Below are 16827 nucleotides of genomic sequence, written 5' to 3'. Positions count from 1 at the left end.
AGATTTATCTTACGAAAAAACTTTATCACTTACTTCTCCGTCTTTTGCAATCGCTCCGATCACAAAATAACAGATGACTGCTACAACCATGGCATTGATAGAAGCGATTCCTCCAGGGATCAGGTTTCCTGCAAGTGCACCGCAGATTACACCAATAACGGAGCCCCATTTCACTTCTTTCTTTGCTTCTGCGCCTGACTCATAGTCGGATTTGTGTAAAAAGAAATCCAGAGAGATCAGTGCACCTACCGGCGGGAGAGCTGCATTCAGGAAGTTGAGCCATCCTACAAAATTGTTGTAAAGCCAGATAGAAAGCACGGTTCCAATCACGCCAGCGATCACCACCATTGGTTTCTTGCGGATTTTTGTGATGTTGGAAAGCCCAAGTCCGGATGTGTAAAGTGCATTGTCATTGGTGGTCCAGATGTTTGCTCCCAGTGCGATCAGTGCCGGAACTGTCAGTCCCTGTGCGATCATAACGTAGAAAATATCGTCTTTTCCTGTAAAAGCACCGCCTGTAGCACCAAATGCAAACATCAGGGAGTTTCCTACAAAGAATGCGATCACAGTTGTAATAATGGCAATCTTGTTTGTCTTTGCATAACGGGTGAAGTTTGGTGTTGCTGTTCCGCCGCTGACAAAGGAACCGATAACCAGACCAGCTCCGCCTGCAATGGTCAGTGTTCCCTGACTCTTGGCAAATACTGCTTCCAGACCGCCGCCCTGTCCAATTGCAAGGCTCATGGAATAAATACCAAGGACTGCAATTAACGGTACGGAAATATAACTTACGATTTCCAGTCCTTCAATTCCGCGGTATGCAGAAAGTGTCATGCACACACCCGCGATCACTACCAGGACTACCGGTGATACATGGAGCACTTCTGCTGCCGGAATGGCAAACATGGCTGCACCTACACCGAACCATCCGATCTGTGTGAAACTGATCAGTGCGGATGGCAGGTAAGAACCTTTTTTACCGAAAGAATGCTGTGCAAGCAGATCCAGCGACATACCGGTGTGACTTCCGATGTAGCCAAGTACCCCCGTATAGGCACCCAGCACAATACTTCCGATCAGTACTGCCCAGATAAATCCCTGCAGGTTCAGCCCGATTCCCAGCTTTGCACCGACACTCATGCTGGCTGAAAAGAATGTGAACCCAAGCATAATAAAGAACATCGGCCAGAAACCTTTTCTTGCTGTGGCTGGTACACGCTCAAGGGAATAATCCTTATCTTCTACTGCGTCTTTTGTGTTTTTACTCATAATTTTTTTCCTCTCCCGGATCTGTTACAACCTGTGTTTCAGATTGTCCGCTTTCTCAAAACCCTGCTGGTCTTATATCCTGCCGGACCGTCAGACGTTCCCGGACATATCACTGAATATAGAATGCCCAAATCCTGTTTTATACAATGTTCAGGTCCAAACTACCTGATTTCATTATCACAGTTTCTTCAATTTCGCAAAACCTGCAAACATCTTTTTGACTCCCACTTTATCAAAATCAACCGTGACTTCGTAATCTCTTCCGCCGTCTACAATGTCTTTGACGATTCCCACGCCAAATTTAATGTGACGTACCGTATCTCCCACTTCATAGTCTAAGGACGCTGCCTTGGTGACTTTGAATTCCCTTGGCTTGAATGGCTTCGCTGCCAGTGCCATTTTCATCTTGGCAAGGCTGCTGTCTGCCTGGATCATATCTGCGATCTGTTTCTTCTTTTCCGGTGTTGCTGTCTGTCCCATATCTACAAGTTCACGCGGGATTTCGCGGACAAATCTGGAAACTTTGTTGTACTGCACATCCCCCCGGATCATTCGCTGTCTGGCGCTTGTCAGAGTCAGATCCTCCATGGCTCTTGTGATTCCTACATAACAAAGGCGTCTTTCTTCTTCCAGATCGGATCTGTCGTCTGATACAATGGACATATAAGACGGGAAAATTCCGTCTTCCATTCCAACCAGAAAAACTCTCGGGAACTCCAGACCTTTGGCACTATGTAAAGTCATAAGAAGCACATAATCCTGATCCGGGTCAACACTGTCAATGTCTGCGATCAGCGCAATCTCTTCCAGAAATCCTGAAAGTGTAGCCGGCTGTCCCTGTTCTTCCATGGCTTCCTGATAAGATTCTGCCTTGGAAATAAGTTCATCGATATTCTCGATCCTTGCCTGTGATTCTTCGGTATCTTCCGCTTTCAGTTCTGCCACATATCCTGTAAGTTCGATTACTTCTTCCAGAAGTTCACGGACTGTGTAGGATTCCGCTTTACTCTTTAAACTCTGAATAAAGGTCACAAATCCATCAATCTTGGAAAGGCTTCTTCCAATAGATGGAACCTCTTCTGCCACACGCAGAGCATCATAGAAACTGACGCTCATCTTATCTGCATAATCTTGAATTCTGCCAAGGGTTGTAGCTCCGATTCCTCGCTTCGGCACATTAATAATCCTGCGGACTGCAAGGTCATCTCTGGAATTGTCGATAGTTTTCAGATAACATAACAGGTCTTTGATTTCTTTACGTGCATAGAAGTTTACGCCCCCTACAATCTTGTAAGGAATGTTCGCAAGCAGGCACTTCTCTTCAAAGAGTCGGGACTGAGCATTGGTTCTGTACAGGACTGCACAGTCTTTGTACTTCGCGCCGTTCTCTCTGTGTGCTCTGGAAATCTCACCTACTACATATTCTGCTTCTTCGTATCCATTCATAAACTGACGGAAATGGATCAGGTCGCCTTCCGGGTTCTCTGTCCAGAGTGTCTTAGATTTACGGGATGCATTGTTTGCGATCACTTCGTTGGCTGCACTCAGGATGTTCTTGGTGGAACGGTAATTCTGTTCCAGACGGATTACTTTTGCATCCGGGAACACGTGCTCAAATCCGAGAATGTTTCCGATATTTGCACCACGGAACTTGTAGATAGACTGGTCATCATCACCGACAACGCAGAGATTCTCATATTTGGAAGCCAGCAGACTTACAAATTTGAATTGTGCAGTGTTGGTGTCCTGATACTCATCTACCATAATATATTTGAAGCGTTCCTGATAGTTCTCAAGAACATCTCCGCAGTTCTGGAAAAGTTCCACTGTCTTTACGATCAGATCATCGAAGTCCAGCGCATTGTTTTTACGCAGGGATGCCTGGTATTCACGGTATACTGCTGCGACTTTCTTCTTATTAAAATCACCGCCTGCATTCAGTTCCATTTCATCCGGTGTGATCAGTTCGTCTTTTGCATGAGAAATCTGCGCAAGAAGGGAACGTTCCTTGTAGATCTTAGTATCAATGTTCAGCTTTCTGCAGATTTCTTTCATCAGAGTTTTCTGATCTTCTGTATCGTAGATGGCAAATCTGGTGTCGAATCCCAGACGGTCAATGTGTCTGCGCAGGATTCGCACGCAGGTGGAATGGAAGGTGGACACCCAGATACTCTCTGAGCCGAAGCCTACGATCTTATCTACTCGTTCTCTCATCTCACTGGCTGCTTTGTTTGTGAAAGTGATAGCCAGGATATTCCAGGGATTTACACCCTTTTCATCTATCAGGTAAGCAATACGGTGGGTCAGCACTCGCGTCTTTCCCGAACCCGCTCCCGCCAGGATCAGCAATGGGCCGTCTGTGTGGTAGACAGCTTCCTGCTGTGGGGGATTTAATGTACTGTAAATGTCGTTCATTTTCTCTCCTATCTCTTGTCGAGTTACTGTTGCATATCTTAACAATTATACACAAAAACCTGTTCCCCTACAACAGGTTACTTTTAGAAATTTATTTTTACATATGCATCCCCCCGCAGAATAAAAGCATACAAACAGTAACCGGCAATTTCCTCGACAATTCAGTAAAAAAAACATTTACAAGTAGTATTTAAAACTATATAATAGGGGACAGAGGTGATTAAAGATGACAATCGATGAAAAAGATATGATAAACAGTATTCTGGAAAGTGTGTCCAGAATTGATTATATTAAACCGGAAGATATTCCAAATATTGAATTATACATGGATCAGGTGACTACATTTATGGAAGAGCAGCTCGCATCTACCAAACGTTATGATGAGGACAAGATCCTCACTAAGACCATGATCAATAATTATGCCAAGAATAAACTTCTCCCTCCGCCGGAGAAGAAGCGTTATTCCCGTGAGCATATCCTGATGCTGATCTTTATTTATTATTTCAAGAATATTCTTTCCATCAATGATATTCAGACTCTGCTCACGCCGATCGCGCAGAAATATTTCAAGTCCATGACTGAGAAAGATATGACTTATATTTATAATGAAGTTTTCAGCATGGAGAAAGAACAGATCGAATCTCTCAAGAAAGACCTGCTCCGCAAATACAAAACAGCGCAGGATACTTTCGGAGATGCAGATGATGAAGATCAGGAGAATCTGAAGAGATTTTCCTTTATCTGTCTGCTGAGTTTTGATGTTTATGTGAAGAAGATGATGATCGAGCACCTGATCGACGGGATGCATCCATCAACGGAGCATGATTCTAAAAAGAAAAAATAGTAATCAAACAGACAGATACTGAATTACTAAAAGGAGACTACATATTTTTCTGCAGTCTCCTTTTTCATCTCTTTATAAAATTCAATCTGTTATTCGCAATAAAAGCAACGAGCTACGTGATTTATAGCGATCCTCTAAAATAATGCATTTAAGAGGATTGCTATAGGTCAAGCGGATATTCGCAATTGAAGCAGGGAACTTACTTGATTTGGTTAAATTATTTCTCCACTGCCTTAAATGTAAATCTGATTGGCTGGTAATCGCCTGTTGTCAGTGGTAATGGCAGGCCTGCTTTCATCAGTGCTGCGCCTGTGTATACTTTTCCGGTTGCAGTGTCTTCATAGTGGAGATCTGCATCCAGTCCCTGTGGACAGAATAGGTAAATATATGGATTTGCTTCACTGTGGAGTCTTACTCCGCATACAACAGTCTCTTTCTTATCCTTAGATACAAACTGCCAGAGTACATGATTGTTGTTTTCGAATGGATTTACCAGACGATAGTAATCTCCTGACTGTACCAGATGTTCAATCTCTTTGTATTTCAGGATCTGTTCTCTGGCTGTCTTTTTATCTTCTTCGGACATCTTCATCAGATCCAGTTCGTAGCCGAATGTACCGGCAGATGCAACCGTTCCTCTTGTCTCGAATGGTGTAATTCTGCCGGACTGGTGATTCGGGCATACACTGACATGGGCGCCCATTGCGCTTACCGGATATCCAAAAGAAGTACCGTACTGAATCTTCAGTCTGTCAATGGCATCTGTGTTATCACTGCACCAGATCTGTGGAGAGTAATAAAGCATTCCCGCATCAAACCTTCCGCCGCCGCCTGAACAGGATTCAAACAGGAGATCTGGATATCTCTGTACAAGGCTTTCCATCATTTCATAAACTGCAAGTACATATCTGTGATAAACCTCTCCCTGACGTTCTTTCGGCAGTGCCGCAGAGAATACGTTATCTACACTACGGTTCATATCCCATTTTACATAGTCTGCTTTGCATGCATCAAGAACTTTGAAAATCTGATTCATGATATGGTCACGGACTTCTTTTCTGGTAATGTCCAGGTTCAGCTGATGTCTGCTTCTGTTCATGGCACGTCCCGGAATCTTCAGAGCCCAGTCCGGATGTTCTCTGTAGAGATCACTGTCCTCTGAAATCATTTCCGGTTCTACCCACAGACCGAATTTCAGGCCAAGACCATGGATTCTCCCTGCCAGTGCCGGAAGTCCACCTTTGATCTTCTCTTCATTTACTTCCCAGTCACCAAGTGCACACCAGTCATTGTCTCGCTTGCCAAACCATCCGTCATCCAGAACAAACATATCCAGACCGATATTCTTTGCTTCTTCTGCAATGTGGTACAGTTTATCTGCATCGAAATCAAAATAGGTTGCTTCCCAGTTGTTTACCAAAATTGGTCTCGGCTGTTCTACGTATTTACTGCGGATCAGGTTATTTCTGTATGCATCATGATATATTCTGGAAAGTTTTCCAAATCCCTCTTCTGAATATGCCATGATCACTTCCGGAGTCTCAAATGTATCTCCCTTTTCCAGAGTCCATGAGAAATGATATGGATGAATTCCCATTGTTACACGGGTATGACCTACCTGATCTACCTCTGACTCAAATGCAAAGTTTCCGCTGTATGCCAGTGCATAACCATAACAGCTTCCATGTGTCTCTTCTGTATCTCTGTCGCAGAGGATCACAAATGGATTATGATGGTGACTGGATGCACCACGGATGCTTCCCACTGACCAGTTTCCATGACTCAGGTGAATTCTTTCCATCTGACGTTCCATGTTGTGTCTGCCGTAGAAGTGAACTGCGTCCATTTCTCTGTATTCAAAATCCATTTCCATGGACATTGCTTTTTTTACTGTAACAGGCTTTTCACCTGTCTGTTCCAGACGAACGGCTCTGGTGATCACATCCAGATGTGGAAATACCCCATAAAGAAGATGTGCTTTCAGTCCGCTTACGCGGTCTGCCAGAACAATCTCCAATGTCTCTGCTTCGTCTTCCTTCGCAAACATTGCAGGAAGACCCTTCAGACTGTATTTTCCTTTACGGATTTCATAAGACTCAAATTTCAGATTTGCAGTATCGCTGCCGTCTGCCTGTTCCGTTTCCAGACCATTGATGCGGTAATCGCCATTTCCATATGCTGTGTATTCCTGTGGCAGAGTATCCAGGGAAAATGTTTTATCTTTTCCTGCTTCATATGGGTTTCCGGAGAACCCTCTGTCTACACCCACGATTCTGTCTGTGATCAGGGAATCACCTACCGGGCTTCCATAATACAGATGAACCAGAGTATCATACTCTCTTACCTGCATCTGATAGGTGCTGTTTTCTGTTTTCAGCTCGAATACTTTCTCTGCCTCATGATACTTAATCCATTCCATACTCTGTACCTCTCATTTCTTTGTTCTTTCTATTTTATAGATGTTGCATCTATCTTTTCATTACTATCAGTCGGATAAACTCTTACAAATCTTTGCTTTTCCATAACTGCATATCTTTTTTATTCAGTGTGATATTTGCAGTTAAAGTAAAAGAGTTTTTTCAAAAAGCATACTGATCCGGTTCCGAATCCACATAATGATGTTCCTCTTCGTCCTCTTTAAAGTACGGTTTGAACAGCTTCCACATAAACCAGGAATCCGCATAGGCAGTCAGGGAAAATCCCATCATCAGCCAGATCAGCAGATAGACCGGAAAAAGTTTTGCATCTACAAGTGTCATAGTCATTGGCAGGATCGTGATCACTGCCACTGCTATTACATATCCTATATGTTTAACCGCAAAATAAAATGCGTTTGTGATCAAAGTCATTGTTTTGTTTTCAAATGCCGCTACTGTAGGAAATATATACAGTGCAACAGCGATCAGCGGAATACATACCGCCAGGATCACATAATTAAAAATCTGTGACATGGAACCCGGCATAGTCACCAGAGATTCTTTTTCCATATAAAGAAACACTGCAACTGCTGCCATCAGAATCCAGATAATAGTTGACTGTTTGAAATTCTGCTTAAAGCTCTTAAAAAAGTCATGAAATACCCGGATATCTCCATCCTTATGGAGTTTTAATGTACAATAATACAAAGCAGTGGTAGATGCCCCTGCTGTAATCACAGGAAGAGAGCACACGATCCATAGTAAATTTAACGCAATTAACTGACCTAAAAATCCAAATATCCTGTCATAAAGACTTCCTGGTTTCATTTTTTGTTACCCCTTCCTTATCATCTTATTCTTATTAATCTTATTCTTAATTTTATTTCTGTTTCCAGCTTTATCCTGACCTTCACATTTACAACTTCATTCTATAAATATCAGCATATAATATGTAATGTCTGCAACAAAGTTTCCCTTATCCAGTTTCAGGCAAGCTTTTGTTATGTTTCACTTTCCATTTTTATAACAAAAGCCTGCCTGTACAGTTCATGTGAATCATTTCCGCCACAGGAACCATTTTGTTTTTTGTTTTATCAAAACTTTTTTACTTATTTACAGCTTACCACCGGATGTTGCAATACCTTCGATGAACTGTTTCTGGAAGATCAGATACAGTACGATCATCGGGATACATGCAAGCAGAGATGCTGCCATCAGCTGCGGATAATTGTTGGTGTACTGTCCCTGCATTTTTGCAAGTGCTGCTGACAGAGGCATTACATCTTTGTTACAGATCAAAGGCCACATCAGGTCTTTGTATGCAAATACTGCTGTGAAGATTCCCAGTGCCACCATGGAAGAACGTGTCAGAGGAGCCATGATGAACAGGAAGGTCTGGCCGATGTTACATCCATCAAGGCGTGCAGCCTCTTCCAGATCTTTCGGAAGTCCCATATAAGCCTGTTTGAGGAGGAATGTACCAAATGCAGTAACAATACCAGGAAATACCAAGGCAAAAATGGTATTGAGCATTCCCATTTTACTTACCATTAAGTACTGTGGGATAATGAAGATCTGTCCAGGCACCATCATCTGGAAAAGTACCAGAGAGAACATCAGGTTTTTCCCCCTGAAGTTCAGACGTCCAAATGCATAGCCTGCCAGTGTTGCTGTCAGAACCGCACATACAACACGACCCAGGATCAGAAGTAAGGTATTGATATACAGATGTAAGAAATCCATATTTGCGCTTACTTCTCTAAAACTGTCCCATCTCCATGTAGACGGGAGAATTACGAACGGGTTGACAGAGGTTGCCTCTGTCATAGTTTTGAAAGCTGTCAGAATCATCCATAAGAAAGGAACCAGCATGGTAATAGATACCAGTATCAGGATAACATGGATCAGAACTCTGTTTGCTTTATCTCTTGCTGACATAATTATCCCTCCTTAGTTATAATGAACCCACTTCTTCTGCGCAATATTCTGGAATACTGTCATGATCATAATTACAACCAGAAGAAGTACGACGATTGTTGAACCATAACCTTTGTTATTCTGTACAAAGGAATTCTGGTAGAACAGGTAAACAAGTGACTGTGTTTTGTAAAGTGCAGGACTGTTTCTGTCCATAACCATGAAGATCAGGTCGAATACCTGCATGGCACCGATAACACGGGTAACCATTACAAAGAAGATGGTCGGCGAAAGCAGCGGGATTGTAATATGGAAGAACTGTTTCACACCAGTTGCTCCGTCAATGCTTGCTGCTTCATAATAATCTCTTGGGATTTCCTGCAGACCGGACAGGAAAAGAACCATATTGTAGCCGATGATAGACCATACACCGATCACTGCGATCGCATAGACTGCGATCTTCGGATCAGAGATCCAGTTGATCTTTGTGTGAAAAATGTGATTGAGAAGACCGAATTCTGAGTTAAACAGCCATCTCCATACCATGGCGATTGCAGCCGGAGCAGCAACCATAGGCAGGAAGAAAATAGTTCTGTAAACAGCACGGCCTTTCATTTTACGGTTTAATAAAACTGCCAGTACAAGTGCGATAGCAATGGAAAACGGAACTTCCACAATAGCATATTTAAATGTATTTAATAATGCCTGCCATACTTCCGCATCGTGGAACAGCTTTACATAGTTGTCAAAACCAATGAAGATATTTCCCTTACCGAAATCTCCGGTCTTGAAAAAGCTCTCATAAATGGTCTTAAATATGGGATAAATATTTAAGATGATCAGGCCAAGCATTGTAGGAAGAATGAACGCCCATCCCCAGATGAATTCATTCCGCGCCTGACTGGTACCTTTTTTTGGATTTGCCACGGCTCTCACTCCTTCTTATCATAAAATTTTGTTGCTGATTTGAATGGAAAACTGCCGCATATCTGCATACCTGTTGTGACTTCTGCGATTATCACATGATCGGAATCTTTTCTGCGGCAGCTTTTCCGTTTCTTATTTTTTATGAATGGTTTTGTTAAACATTAATTAATAGGACTCTTCTGCAATGGCATCATTCATAATAGTAACGATATTCTTGCATGCATCATCCATGCTTTCTTCATCATTCCATGGTTTCTTCAGTTCTTCGCACATTGGGTTCCACCATGCAAGTGTTGCATTTGTGTGTGGTCTGAATACGATATTGTCCATTGCATCCATGTATGGCTGTAAGTTGAAGCAGTCAACACTGTTAACCCATCCATCGGACATTCCTTCGTAAGCTGCCATTGTTACACCAAGGTCAGCCTGTTTCTTCTGCATATCTTTGGAACCGAACCACTCAATAAGCTGGAAAGCTTCGTCTGGCATATCTGTGTTTGCAGATGCTGCCCATCCAAGACCATTGTAAAGAGATACGCTTTCTCCTGTTTCAGCATCTTTCGGAAGTCTTGCCACATCACAGTGCTCTTTGATATAATCGTTGTCTTTGAAAGCAGATACCATCCAGGATCCCTGAGAGATCATAGCTACTTTGCCGGATCCGAAGAGTACGTCTGTACCTGTTTCGGACATTGTAGATGCAGGAGGCATTACATTTTTAACGCATTTGTCAACGAATTCCATTGCCTTGATAGTATTAGGATCATCAAAACCGGATTTGTTATCATCTGTCAGTACACATCCGCCCATGGAGTAGATAATATTCATCCATGTATCCTGCTCGTTAGACGGGTTTGCTGCGAAACCATACTGGCTTCCGTCTTCTTTTGTAAGTTTCTCTGCGATATCATAGAATTCATCCCATGTCCAGCTTCCGTCCGGATAGTCGATTCCTGCTTCATCAAACATATCTTTGTTATACCACATAGCGATTGTGTCGATATCCTTCGGTACTGCGTATGTTTTTCCGTCCCACTGATACATTTCTTTGATATCTTCCGGGAATTTGTCCATTTCCAGTTTGTCGCTGTCTGCAACCTTGTCTGTCAGATCAAGTAAGATATCATTGGACATATATCTTACTGCTTCGTTGGAATGCATCCAGAATACGTCCGGCATATCTCCGCCTGATGCACCTGCTTCAAGAAGTGTCCAGTAGCTGCTCCACTCTACTACCTGAAGTTCAGTTTTAATTCCTGTCTCTTTTGTAAACTCATCCATGATCTCCTGAAGTCCGGCTTTCTGTCCGTTATCCCAGATTGCAACTGTCAGAGTTTTGTCTTTCGCCTGTGCACTTACCGGTGCAAGTGCTGTAACTGTCATAGCACCGATCACTGTTGCGACTGTGAGTTTTTTCATGTTTTTTCTCATATACATCCTCCTTTATTCGTCGTTTCGACGTGTTCCTTGTGATTCTTATTATACGTTTTTGTCTATTTTTTTAAATGGACTAATGAAATGAATTTATGTCATAATCGTTATGGAAAAAACGCTGAATATATGGTAAAATGTCAACAACGACTTGAATTTGTGCGTATTTACAGGATATGAATCCATATGTCTTTATATCAATAATATCCCCAGTCAAAGAAAATAAAAAAGGAATGGTGCAAATGCCAAATGTAAAATATACGGACAGCGCTACTTTCCGCTGTCTTGAAAACCTGAAAGAGGGCTCCCTTGATATCAGTCTGGTCCATACGGGCAACGAACACTGCCCACCCGGACATATCTGTTCCATGCCAAGAGATGAGTTCATCATCCATTTTGTACTGGACGGTTCCGGATTCTATTCTGCCGGAGGTCAGACCTGGAGCCTTACTTCCGGACAGATGTTTGTAATTTATCCTAATGAACCAATCACATACGGAGCTGATGAAACCCATCCCTGGACTTATGCATGGATTGGTTTTCGTGGAATCCGTGCTCACTCAATGGTAAGAGCATGTGGATTTTCCAAAAATCAATTAGTGCTTCCTGCACCGGATCAGAAAATAATCCTGAAACATATTGCTTATATGCTGGATCATAAGCAGCTTTCCAAAGCCAATGATCTAAGGCGCCAGGCTTATCTGATCCTGTTGTTAGCCGAGCTTGCCGACTTTCATGAAAAACAGTCTGCACAGAACAAAAAAAATGCCAAATATGCTTATAGCACCAGTGTTTACGTGGAGCTTGCCATTGAATATATTAAAGACATGTATCAAAGAGGAATCGGCATCTCTGATATTGCAGATAATATCGGAATCAGCCGTGCCTATCTGAACAGTTCCTTTCAGAAAGAACTTGGAATGTCGGCACAGACCTTCCTCATTGATTATAAGATGCATAAAGCAGCCAGTCTTCTGGTCAGCACCAGTCTGTCTGTTAAAGAGATCGCTAATAATGTGGGCTATGAAGACCAGCTTGTTTTTTCAAAAGCTTTTAAGAAGAAGTTTGGAATGAGTCCGAAGAATTATAAGACTCATAAAGAAATGATGGATAAATTTAACGAAAAGCAGGTAGACGATCCCATGTGATCGTTCTGCCTGCTTTTTGTTGATTTTTTATTTCTGTCTATTGCTTTTCGCAACCTCCATAAGGAGCTTACCTGATTCGGTTATTATTTTGCAGTTAAAACATAAATTCTGGACTCATAGTCTGTGCATGGTTCGTCTTCACTTGTAGGTTCACCTGCTGTACAGTCTGTGGTGAGCAGTCCCAGATTCATCAGCTCATCCCCGTAGTTTTCTGTTCCATTATACTCATTTCTGTAGATAAGATCCGGATCCAGTCCCTGAAGCCGTACTCTGGTAAAATCTGCGTTTACTACATTTCTTTCCCTGTACCAGAATACCAGCGCTGTCTTTTTGTCCTCACTGACTGTCATCCACGCTGTTTCATTGCCCTCAAAAGGACTTTTCAGTCTGTAAAAAGTTCCAAACTGGATCAGTTCTCTGTATTCTTTCATAAAAGTGATCTGCTGTTTTACTTCACTGATTTCCTCATCAGACAGTTTATTCAGATCCAGCTCATATCCGAAGGTTCCAAAATAAGCTACATTTGCTCTTGTATGTAACGGAGTTTTGCGGTTTAACTGATGGTTTGGTACTACAGAAACATGACTTCCCATGGAGCTTACCGGATAACACATGCTTGTGCCGTACTGGATTTTCACACGCTCTGCCGCATCTGTATCATCACTGGTCCATCCCTGTGGCGCATAATAAAGGATTCCCGGATCAAAACGTCCGCCACCGCTTGCGCAGGACTCAAAGAGAATCTGCGGAAATGCAGTATTTAACCGCTCATACAGATCATAAACTCCGAGAATATATCTGTGGAACACTTCTCCCTGACGGTCTGCAGGAAGTGCAGCTGAATAACATTCCGTAATACTTCTGTTCATATCCCATTTAATGTAGGAAACCTTTGCTTCTGAGAGGATTTTGTACATCATCTCATAAATACAGTCCACCACTTCTTTTCTGGAGAAGTCCAGCACATACTGATTTCTGCCATGACAGGAATGCCTCTGGGGTGTCTGCAGAATCCAGTCCGGATGTGCACGGTAAAGATCGGAATCCTTATTCACCATCTCCGGCTCAAACCACAGACCAAATTTCATACCCATCTCTTCAATCCTGTCTGCGATTCCCTTGATTCCCTGCGGAAGACGCTCTCTGTTTGCCACCCAGTCACCAAGTCCTGCATAATCGTTGCTTCGTGCACCGAACCATCCGTCATCCAGCACAAATAATTCAACACCGCATTCCTTTGCCTTTGCAGCAATTTCCACCAGACGGTCCTCTGTAAAATCAAAATAAGTAGCTTCCCAGTTATTGTTCAGGATTGGCCTGGGACGGTCTCTCCAGTAACCTCTTGCCAGTCTCTTCTGATATAATTTATGGAAAGTCTGGCTCATTCCATTCAGACCCTTATCAGAAAATATTACTACTGCTTCCGGAGTCTGAAAGCTCTCACCACAGTCCAGCTTCCAGTCAAAATTCTGCGGATTGATTCCCACAGTGATACGGGTTGTATCATGAGTATCCACCTCTGCCTGCATTCTGTGATTTCCGCTGTAGATCAGGCTGAATCCCATCACTTCTCCTGCATTTTCTGTTGCCGATGGACGTCGGAGCACAATAAAGGGATTATGTTCATGGGAAGAATTTCCTCTGATGCTTCCCACAGACTGGATTCCCTGCTCTAATCTGCGTTCTTTCACATGACGTTCTCTGGACCATGCACCCGAAAACTGCATCCACACATAATCCTTGTCCGGCAGATCAAGGCTGAGGCTCATTGCATTTAACAGATGTACTGATGATGTACCCTCGTTTGTAAATCTGGCGCTTCTGGTGATGATTCCCCCTTGTGTAAAAATAGTATAAAGCAATTCCAGTACAATTCCTGTTACTTCATCTTTCAATTTTACACATAAGGTCTGGGCTTCTTCGTCATTCTCAGTATATGTAGCCGGAAGTCCCTGAAGTTTTGGTTTTCCAGCTGCAATTGTATAACTTACATAAGTAAAATCAGAAATCCTGCTGCCGTTTTCCTGAAGGATCTCCATTGCCGGATAACGGTAATCAGAACTACCATACACCGGATATTCCAGTTTCAGATGCTCCAGCGAAAATTTGCGATTTCCCTCATAAACACAGGCTGTCATTGGTCGCTGCTTCATCTCAAGAAGATATAAAAAATCTTCTCTGTCATGGATTCTTTTCCCAAAATAGAGATTTCCAAGATGTCCATTTGGAAGTACGGTCATAATATAACTGATGTTATTGTTGTATAAATGGAATGTCTTTGAACTTTCGTGAAAAATAATACTCATAACTGTCCCCTTTCTATAATAAATTCAATATACATGAAGTTAGGGGCAAAAGGTTTTTTGACCCTAACTTGATATCACGGATTGCTCCGCGGCTGTGCTGATATCATATACATTATTATAGAGAAAGTTATTCTGAGGCGTTATGGCATTATGTTTGTCTGAACCTTTAAAATGTTAACTGTTGATCAGCTGTTCCAGCCCATCCTCTGACACTTCCAGGTTTCTTCGGTTTTTACTTCTGTCCTGCCTGCGAAACTGAGTTGGTGTCAGTCCTGTTTCATGTTTGAATGCCCTGGCAAATCGTTCTGCATTTCCATAGCCACAGGATTTTCCAATTGATTCTACAGACAATTCCGTAAGAACCAGCAATTCCCTTGCCCTTGTAATACGGTATTTCTGCAGAAAGTCCTTTGGTGAAATATGAAGTTCATTCATAAAGATCGTGTACAGATAACTGCGGTTAACATTTAAATGCTCTGCCAGTTCCTGTACTCCGATTCCACAGGCATATTCATTTTTTATAAATGCCATAGCTTCTTTGATATATTCTCCATACTTGTTTTCGCTTCCATATTTCTTTTCTCTTGAATTACTCAGATAAGTATCAATCACCACATCTTTTGTAAGAACTGAAAAGAAATCATATAATCGTCCCTGCAGATAATACAGATTTGAAGTGGTACTTTCTGTATGTTTCAGAATATCCAGCACAATTTTCTTTAACTCTTCTCCACTTTCCGAACGGAAGATCAACTGCTCGCTGTTTAATCCGATATCTCGAATATATTTTCCTGCATTGGTGCCGCCTACTCCGATCCAAATATAACTCCAGGGATCATCTTTGTCTGCCTGATAGAAAGTCTGTGTACCCGGCTCGATCAGAAACCCCTGTCCGGCAGTGAGATAATGTTTTTGTCCGGACACCTGATACATTCCTTTTCCTTTCACTACAAAATGGATCAGATAATGAGGACGGGATGCCGGCCCATAGCAATGTAGCGGCCCGCATTGTGCGTAGCCGCTGTAGCTTAAATAAAATTCTCTGAATTTTGGTTTCTGTAATTGTAAGACATATGAATCTTCCATAATATATAGTCTGCTCTCCTGTTTTATAAACAACCATTAACTCCCGGCTATATCATAAGGCCAGCGAACACTCATCTATCTTCTTTAATTCCTCTTCACTGAAGGATGCACTGTCCAGCACTTTCAGATTCTCAAGGATCTGCTGTGGACGGGATGCCCCGATGAGAACGCTGGTTACAATTCCGTCACGGAGAATCCATTTCAGTGCCATCTGAGCAAGACTTTCGCCTCTTTCTGCTGCAATCGCATTCAGACTGCGGATACTGTTAAGACGTTCCTCGCTGAACTGGTCTGCATGGAGAAAACGTCCGTCTGTGTTGACACGGCTGTCTTTTGGGATTCCATTCAGGTATCGATCTGTGAGCATTCCCTGCGCCAGAGGGCTAAAGGAAATAATTCCCTTTCTCTTCTCTGCAGCAGCCTGCTTCAGACCATTTTTCTCGATTGTTCTGTTAAAAATATTATATGAATTCTGATTAATGATAAACGGACAGTGCAGTTCCTCCAGAATATCTGCGGCACGTTTCATTGTCTCACCATCATAGTTGGAAATTCCAACATACAATGCCTTTCCGCTTCTGACGATCTGTTCAAGAGCCTCCATGGTCTCCTCAAGAGGAGTCTCCGGATCCAGTCTGTGATGATAGAAGATATCTACATAATCCAGACCAAGACGTTTCAGGCTCTGGTCAAGACTGGCAATCAGATACTTACGGCTTCCCCAGTTTCCATAAGGTCCCGGCCACATGTCGTAACCGGCCTTTGTACTAATAATCAGCTCATCTCTGTATGCAGAAAATTCCTCTCTCAGGATTTTTCCAAAATTTGCCTCCGCACTTCCAGGCTGTGGGCCATAGTTGTTTGCAAGGTCAAAATGTGTAATTCCATTGTCAAATGCTGTGAAGCACATCTGCTTCATATTCTCATAAACACCGGTATCTCCGAAATTATGCCATAAACCCAGAGATAACTCCGGCAGCATCAGCCCACTGGCACCACAGCGGTGGTATTTCATAGTTTCATAACGTTTTTCCTCTGCCTGATACATAAGATAATTCCCCCTTTTC

General features: G+C 42.6%; 12 protein-coding genes. 2 read left to right on the top strand and 10 right to left on the bottom strand.

Going from position 1 to position 16827, the window contains the following annotated elements; all coding sequences use genetic code 11:
- Window positions 1–9 precede the first annotated feature (9 nt).
- A complete protein-coding gene (codB, locus tag KQI87_RS11295; protein WP_216460243.1) occupies window positions 10–1269 on the bottom strand; it encodes a cytosine permease in 1260 nt (419 codons plus the stop codon).
- Window positions 1270–1446: 177 nt separating this feature from the next.
- Window positions 1447–3684: a DNA helicase PcrA gene (gene pcrA, locus KQI87_RS11290; RefSeq protein ID WP_216460242.1), complete on the bottom strand. Its 2238-nt coding sequence runs from the start codon at window positions 3682–3684 to the stop codon at window positions 1447–1449.
- 226 nt (window positions 3685–3910) lie between these two features.
- Here pcrA and KQI87_RS11285 point away from each other — a divergent pair, with 226 nt between their 5' ends.
- Entirely contained in the window at window positions 3911–4528 is a 618-nt protein-coding gene (locus KQI87_RS11285; RefSeq protein ID WP_216460241.1) for a DUF1836 domain-containing protein, read from the top strand.
- A 217-nt stretch (window positions 4529–4745) separates the two neighbouring features.
- On the opposite strand, the gene KQI87_RS11280 is transcribed toward KQI87_RS11285, so the two are convergent.
- The 5 genes from KQI87_RS11280 to KQI87_RS11260 all read right to left on the bottom strand — a co-directional run bounded on the left by KQI87_RS11280 (window position 4746) and on the right by KQI87_RS11260 (window position 11220).
- The gene (locus tag KQI87_RS11280; protein ID WP_216460240.1) at window positions 4746–6947 is read right to left on the bottom strand and encodes an alpha-galactosidase; all 2202 of its coding nucleotides are present in this window, start codon (window positions 6945–6947) and stop codon (window positions 4746–4748) included.
- Window positions 6948–7107: 160 nt separating this feature from the next.
- On the bottom strand, window positions 7108–7773 hold the full coding sequence (locus KQI87_RS11275) for a YesL family protein (RefSeq protein WP_216460239.1): 666 nt from the start codon (window positions 7771–7773) through the stop codon (window positions 7108–7110).
- Window positions 7774–8058: 285 nt separating this feature from the next.
- Window positions 8059–8883, bottom strand: a complete 825-nt coding sequence (locus KQI87_RS11270) for a carbohydrate ABC transporter permease (RefSeq protein WP_008706570.1) — start codon at window positions 8881–8883, stop codon at window positions 8059–8061.
- 12 nt (window positions 8884–8895) lie between these two features.
- Window positions 8896–9789 (bottom strand): carbohydrate ABC transporter permease, encoded by an 894-nt coding sequence (locus tag KQI87_RS11265; protein ID WP_118330157.1) that lies wholly within the window; start codon window positions 9787–9789, stop codon window positions 8896–8898.
- A 165-nt stretch (window positions 9790–9954) separates the two neighbouring features.
- Window positions 9955–11220 (bottom strand): ABC transporter substrate-binding protein, encoded by a 1266-nt coding sequence (locus tag KQI87_RS11260; RefSeq protein WP_019162742.1) that lies wholly within the window; start codon window positions 11218–11220, stop codon window positions 9955–9957.
- Window positions 11221–11462: 242 nt separating this feature from the next.
- Here KQI87_RS11260 and KQI87_RS11255 point away from each other — a divergent pair, with 242 nt between their 5' ends.
- Window positions 11463–12368 (top strand): AraC family transcriptional regulator, encoded by a 906-nt coding sequence (locus KQI87_RS11255; protein ID WP_216460238.1) that lies wholly within the window; start codon window positions 11463–11465, stop codon window positions 12366–12368.
- An 83-nt stretch (window positions 12369–12451) separates the two neighbouring features.
- Here the strand turns inward: KQI87_RS11255 and KQI87_RS11250 are convergent, their stop codons facing one another.
- The 3 genes from KQI87_RS11250 to mgrA form a co-directional block, all read right to left on the bottom strand.
- A complete protein-coding gene (locus KQI87_RS11250; protein WP_216460237.1) occupies window positions 12452–14674 on the bottom strand; it encodes an alpha-galactosidase in 2223 nt (740 codons plus the stop codon).
- Between the two features lie 174 nt (window positions 14675–14848).
- Window positions 14849–15760 carry an AraC family transcriptional regulator gene (locus KQI87_RS11245; RefSeq protein ID WP_216460236.1) on the bottom strand — a complete coding sequence of 304 codons (912 nt, stop codon included), beginning with the start codon at window positions 15758–15760 and terminating at the stop codon, window positions 14849–14851.
- A gap of 52 nt (window positions 15761–15812) precedes the next feature.
- Window positions 15813–16808 (bottom strand): L-glyceraldehyde 3-phosphate reductase, encoded by a 996-nt coding sequence (mgrA, locus tag KQI87_RS11240; protein ID WP_216460235.1) that lies wholly within the window; start codon window positions 16806–16808, stop codon window positions 15813–15815.
- Between the last annotated feature and the right edge of the window lie 19 nt (window positions 16809–16827).

This window comes from Blautia sp. MSJ-9 (assembly GCF_018919065.1).
Taxonomy (GTDB): Bacteria; Bacillota; Clostridia; order Lachnospirales; family Lachnospiraceae; genus Blautia_A.
The sequence above is the reverse complement of the archived record's forward strand: the minus strand, read 5'-3'. Positions and strand labels throughout refer to the sequence as shown.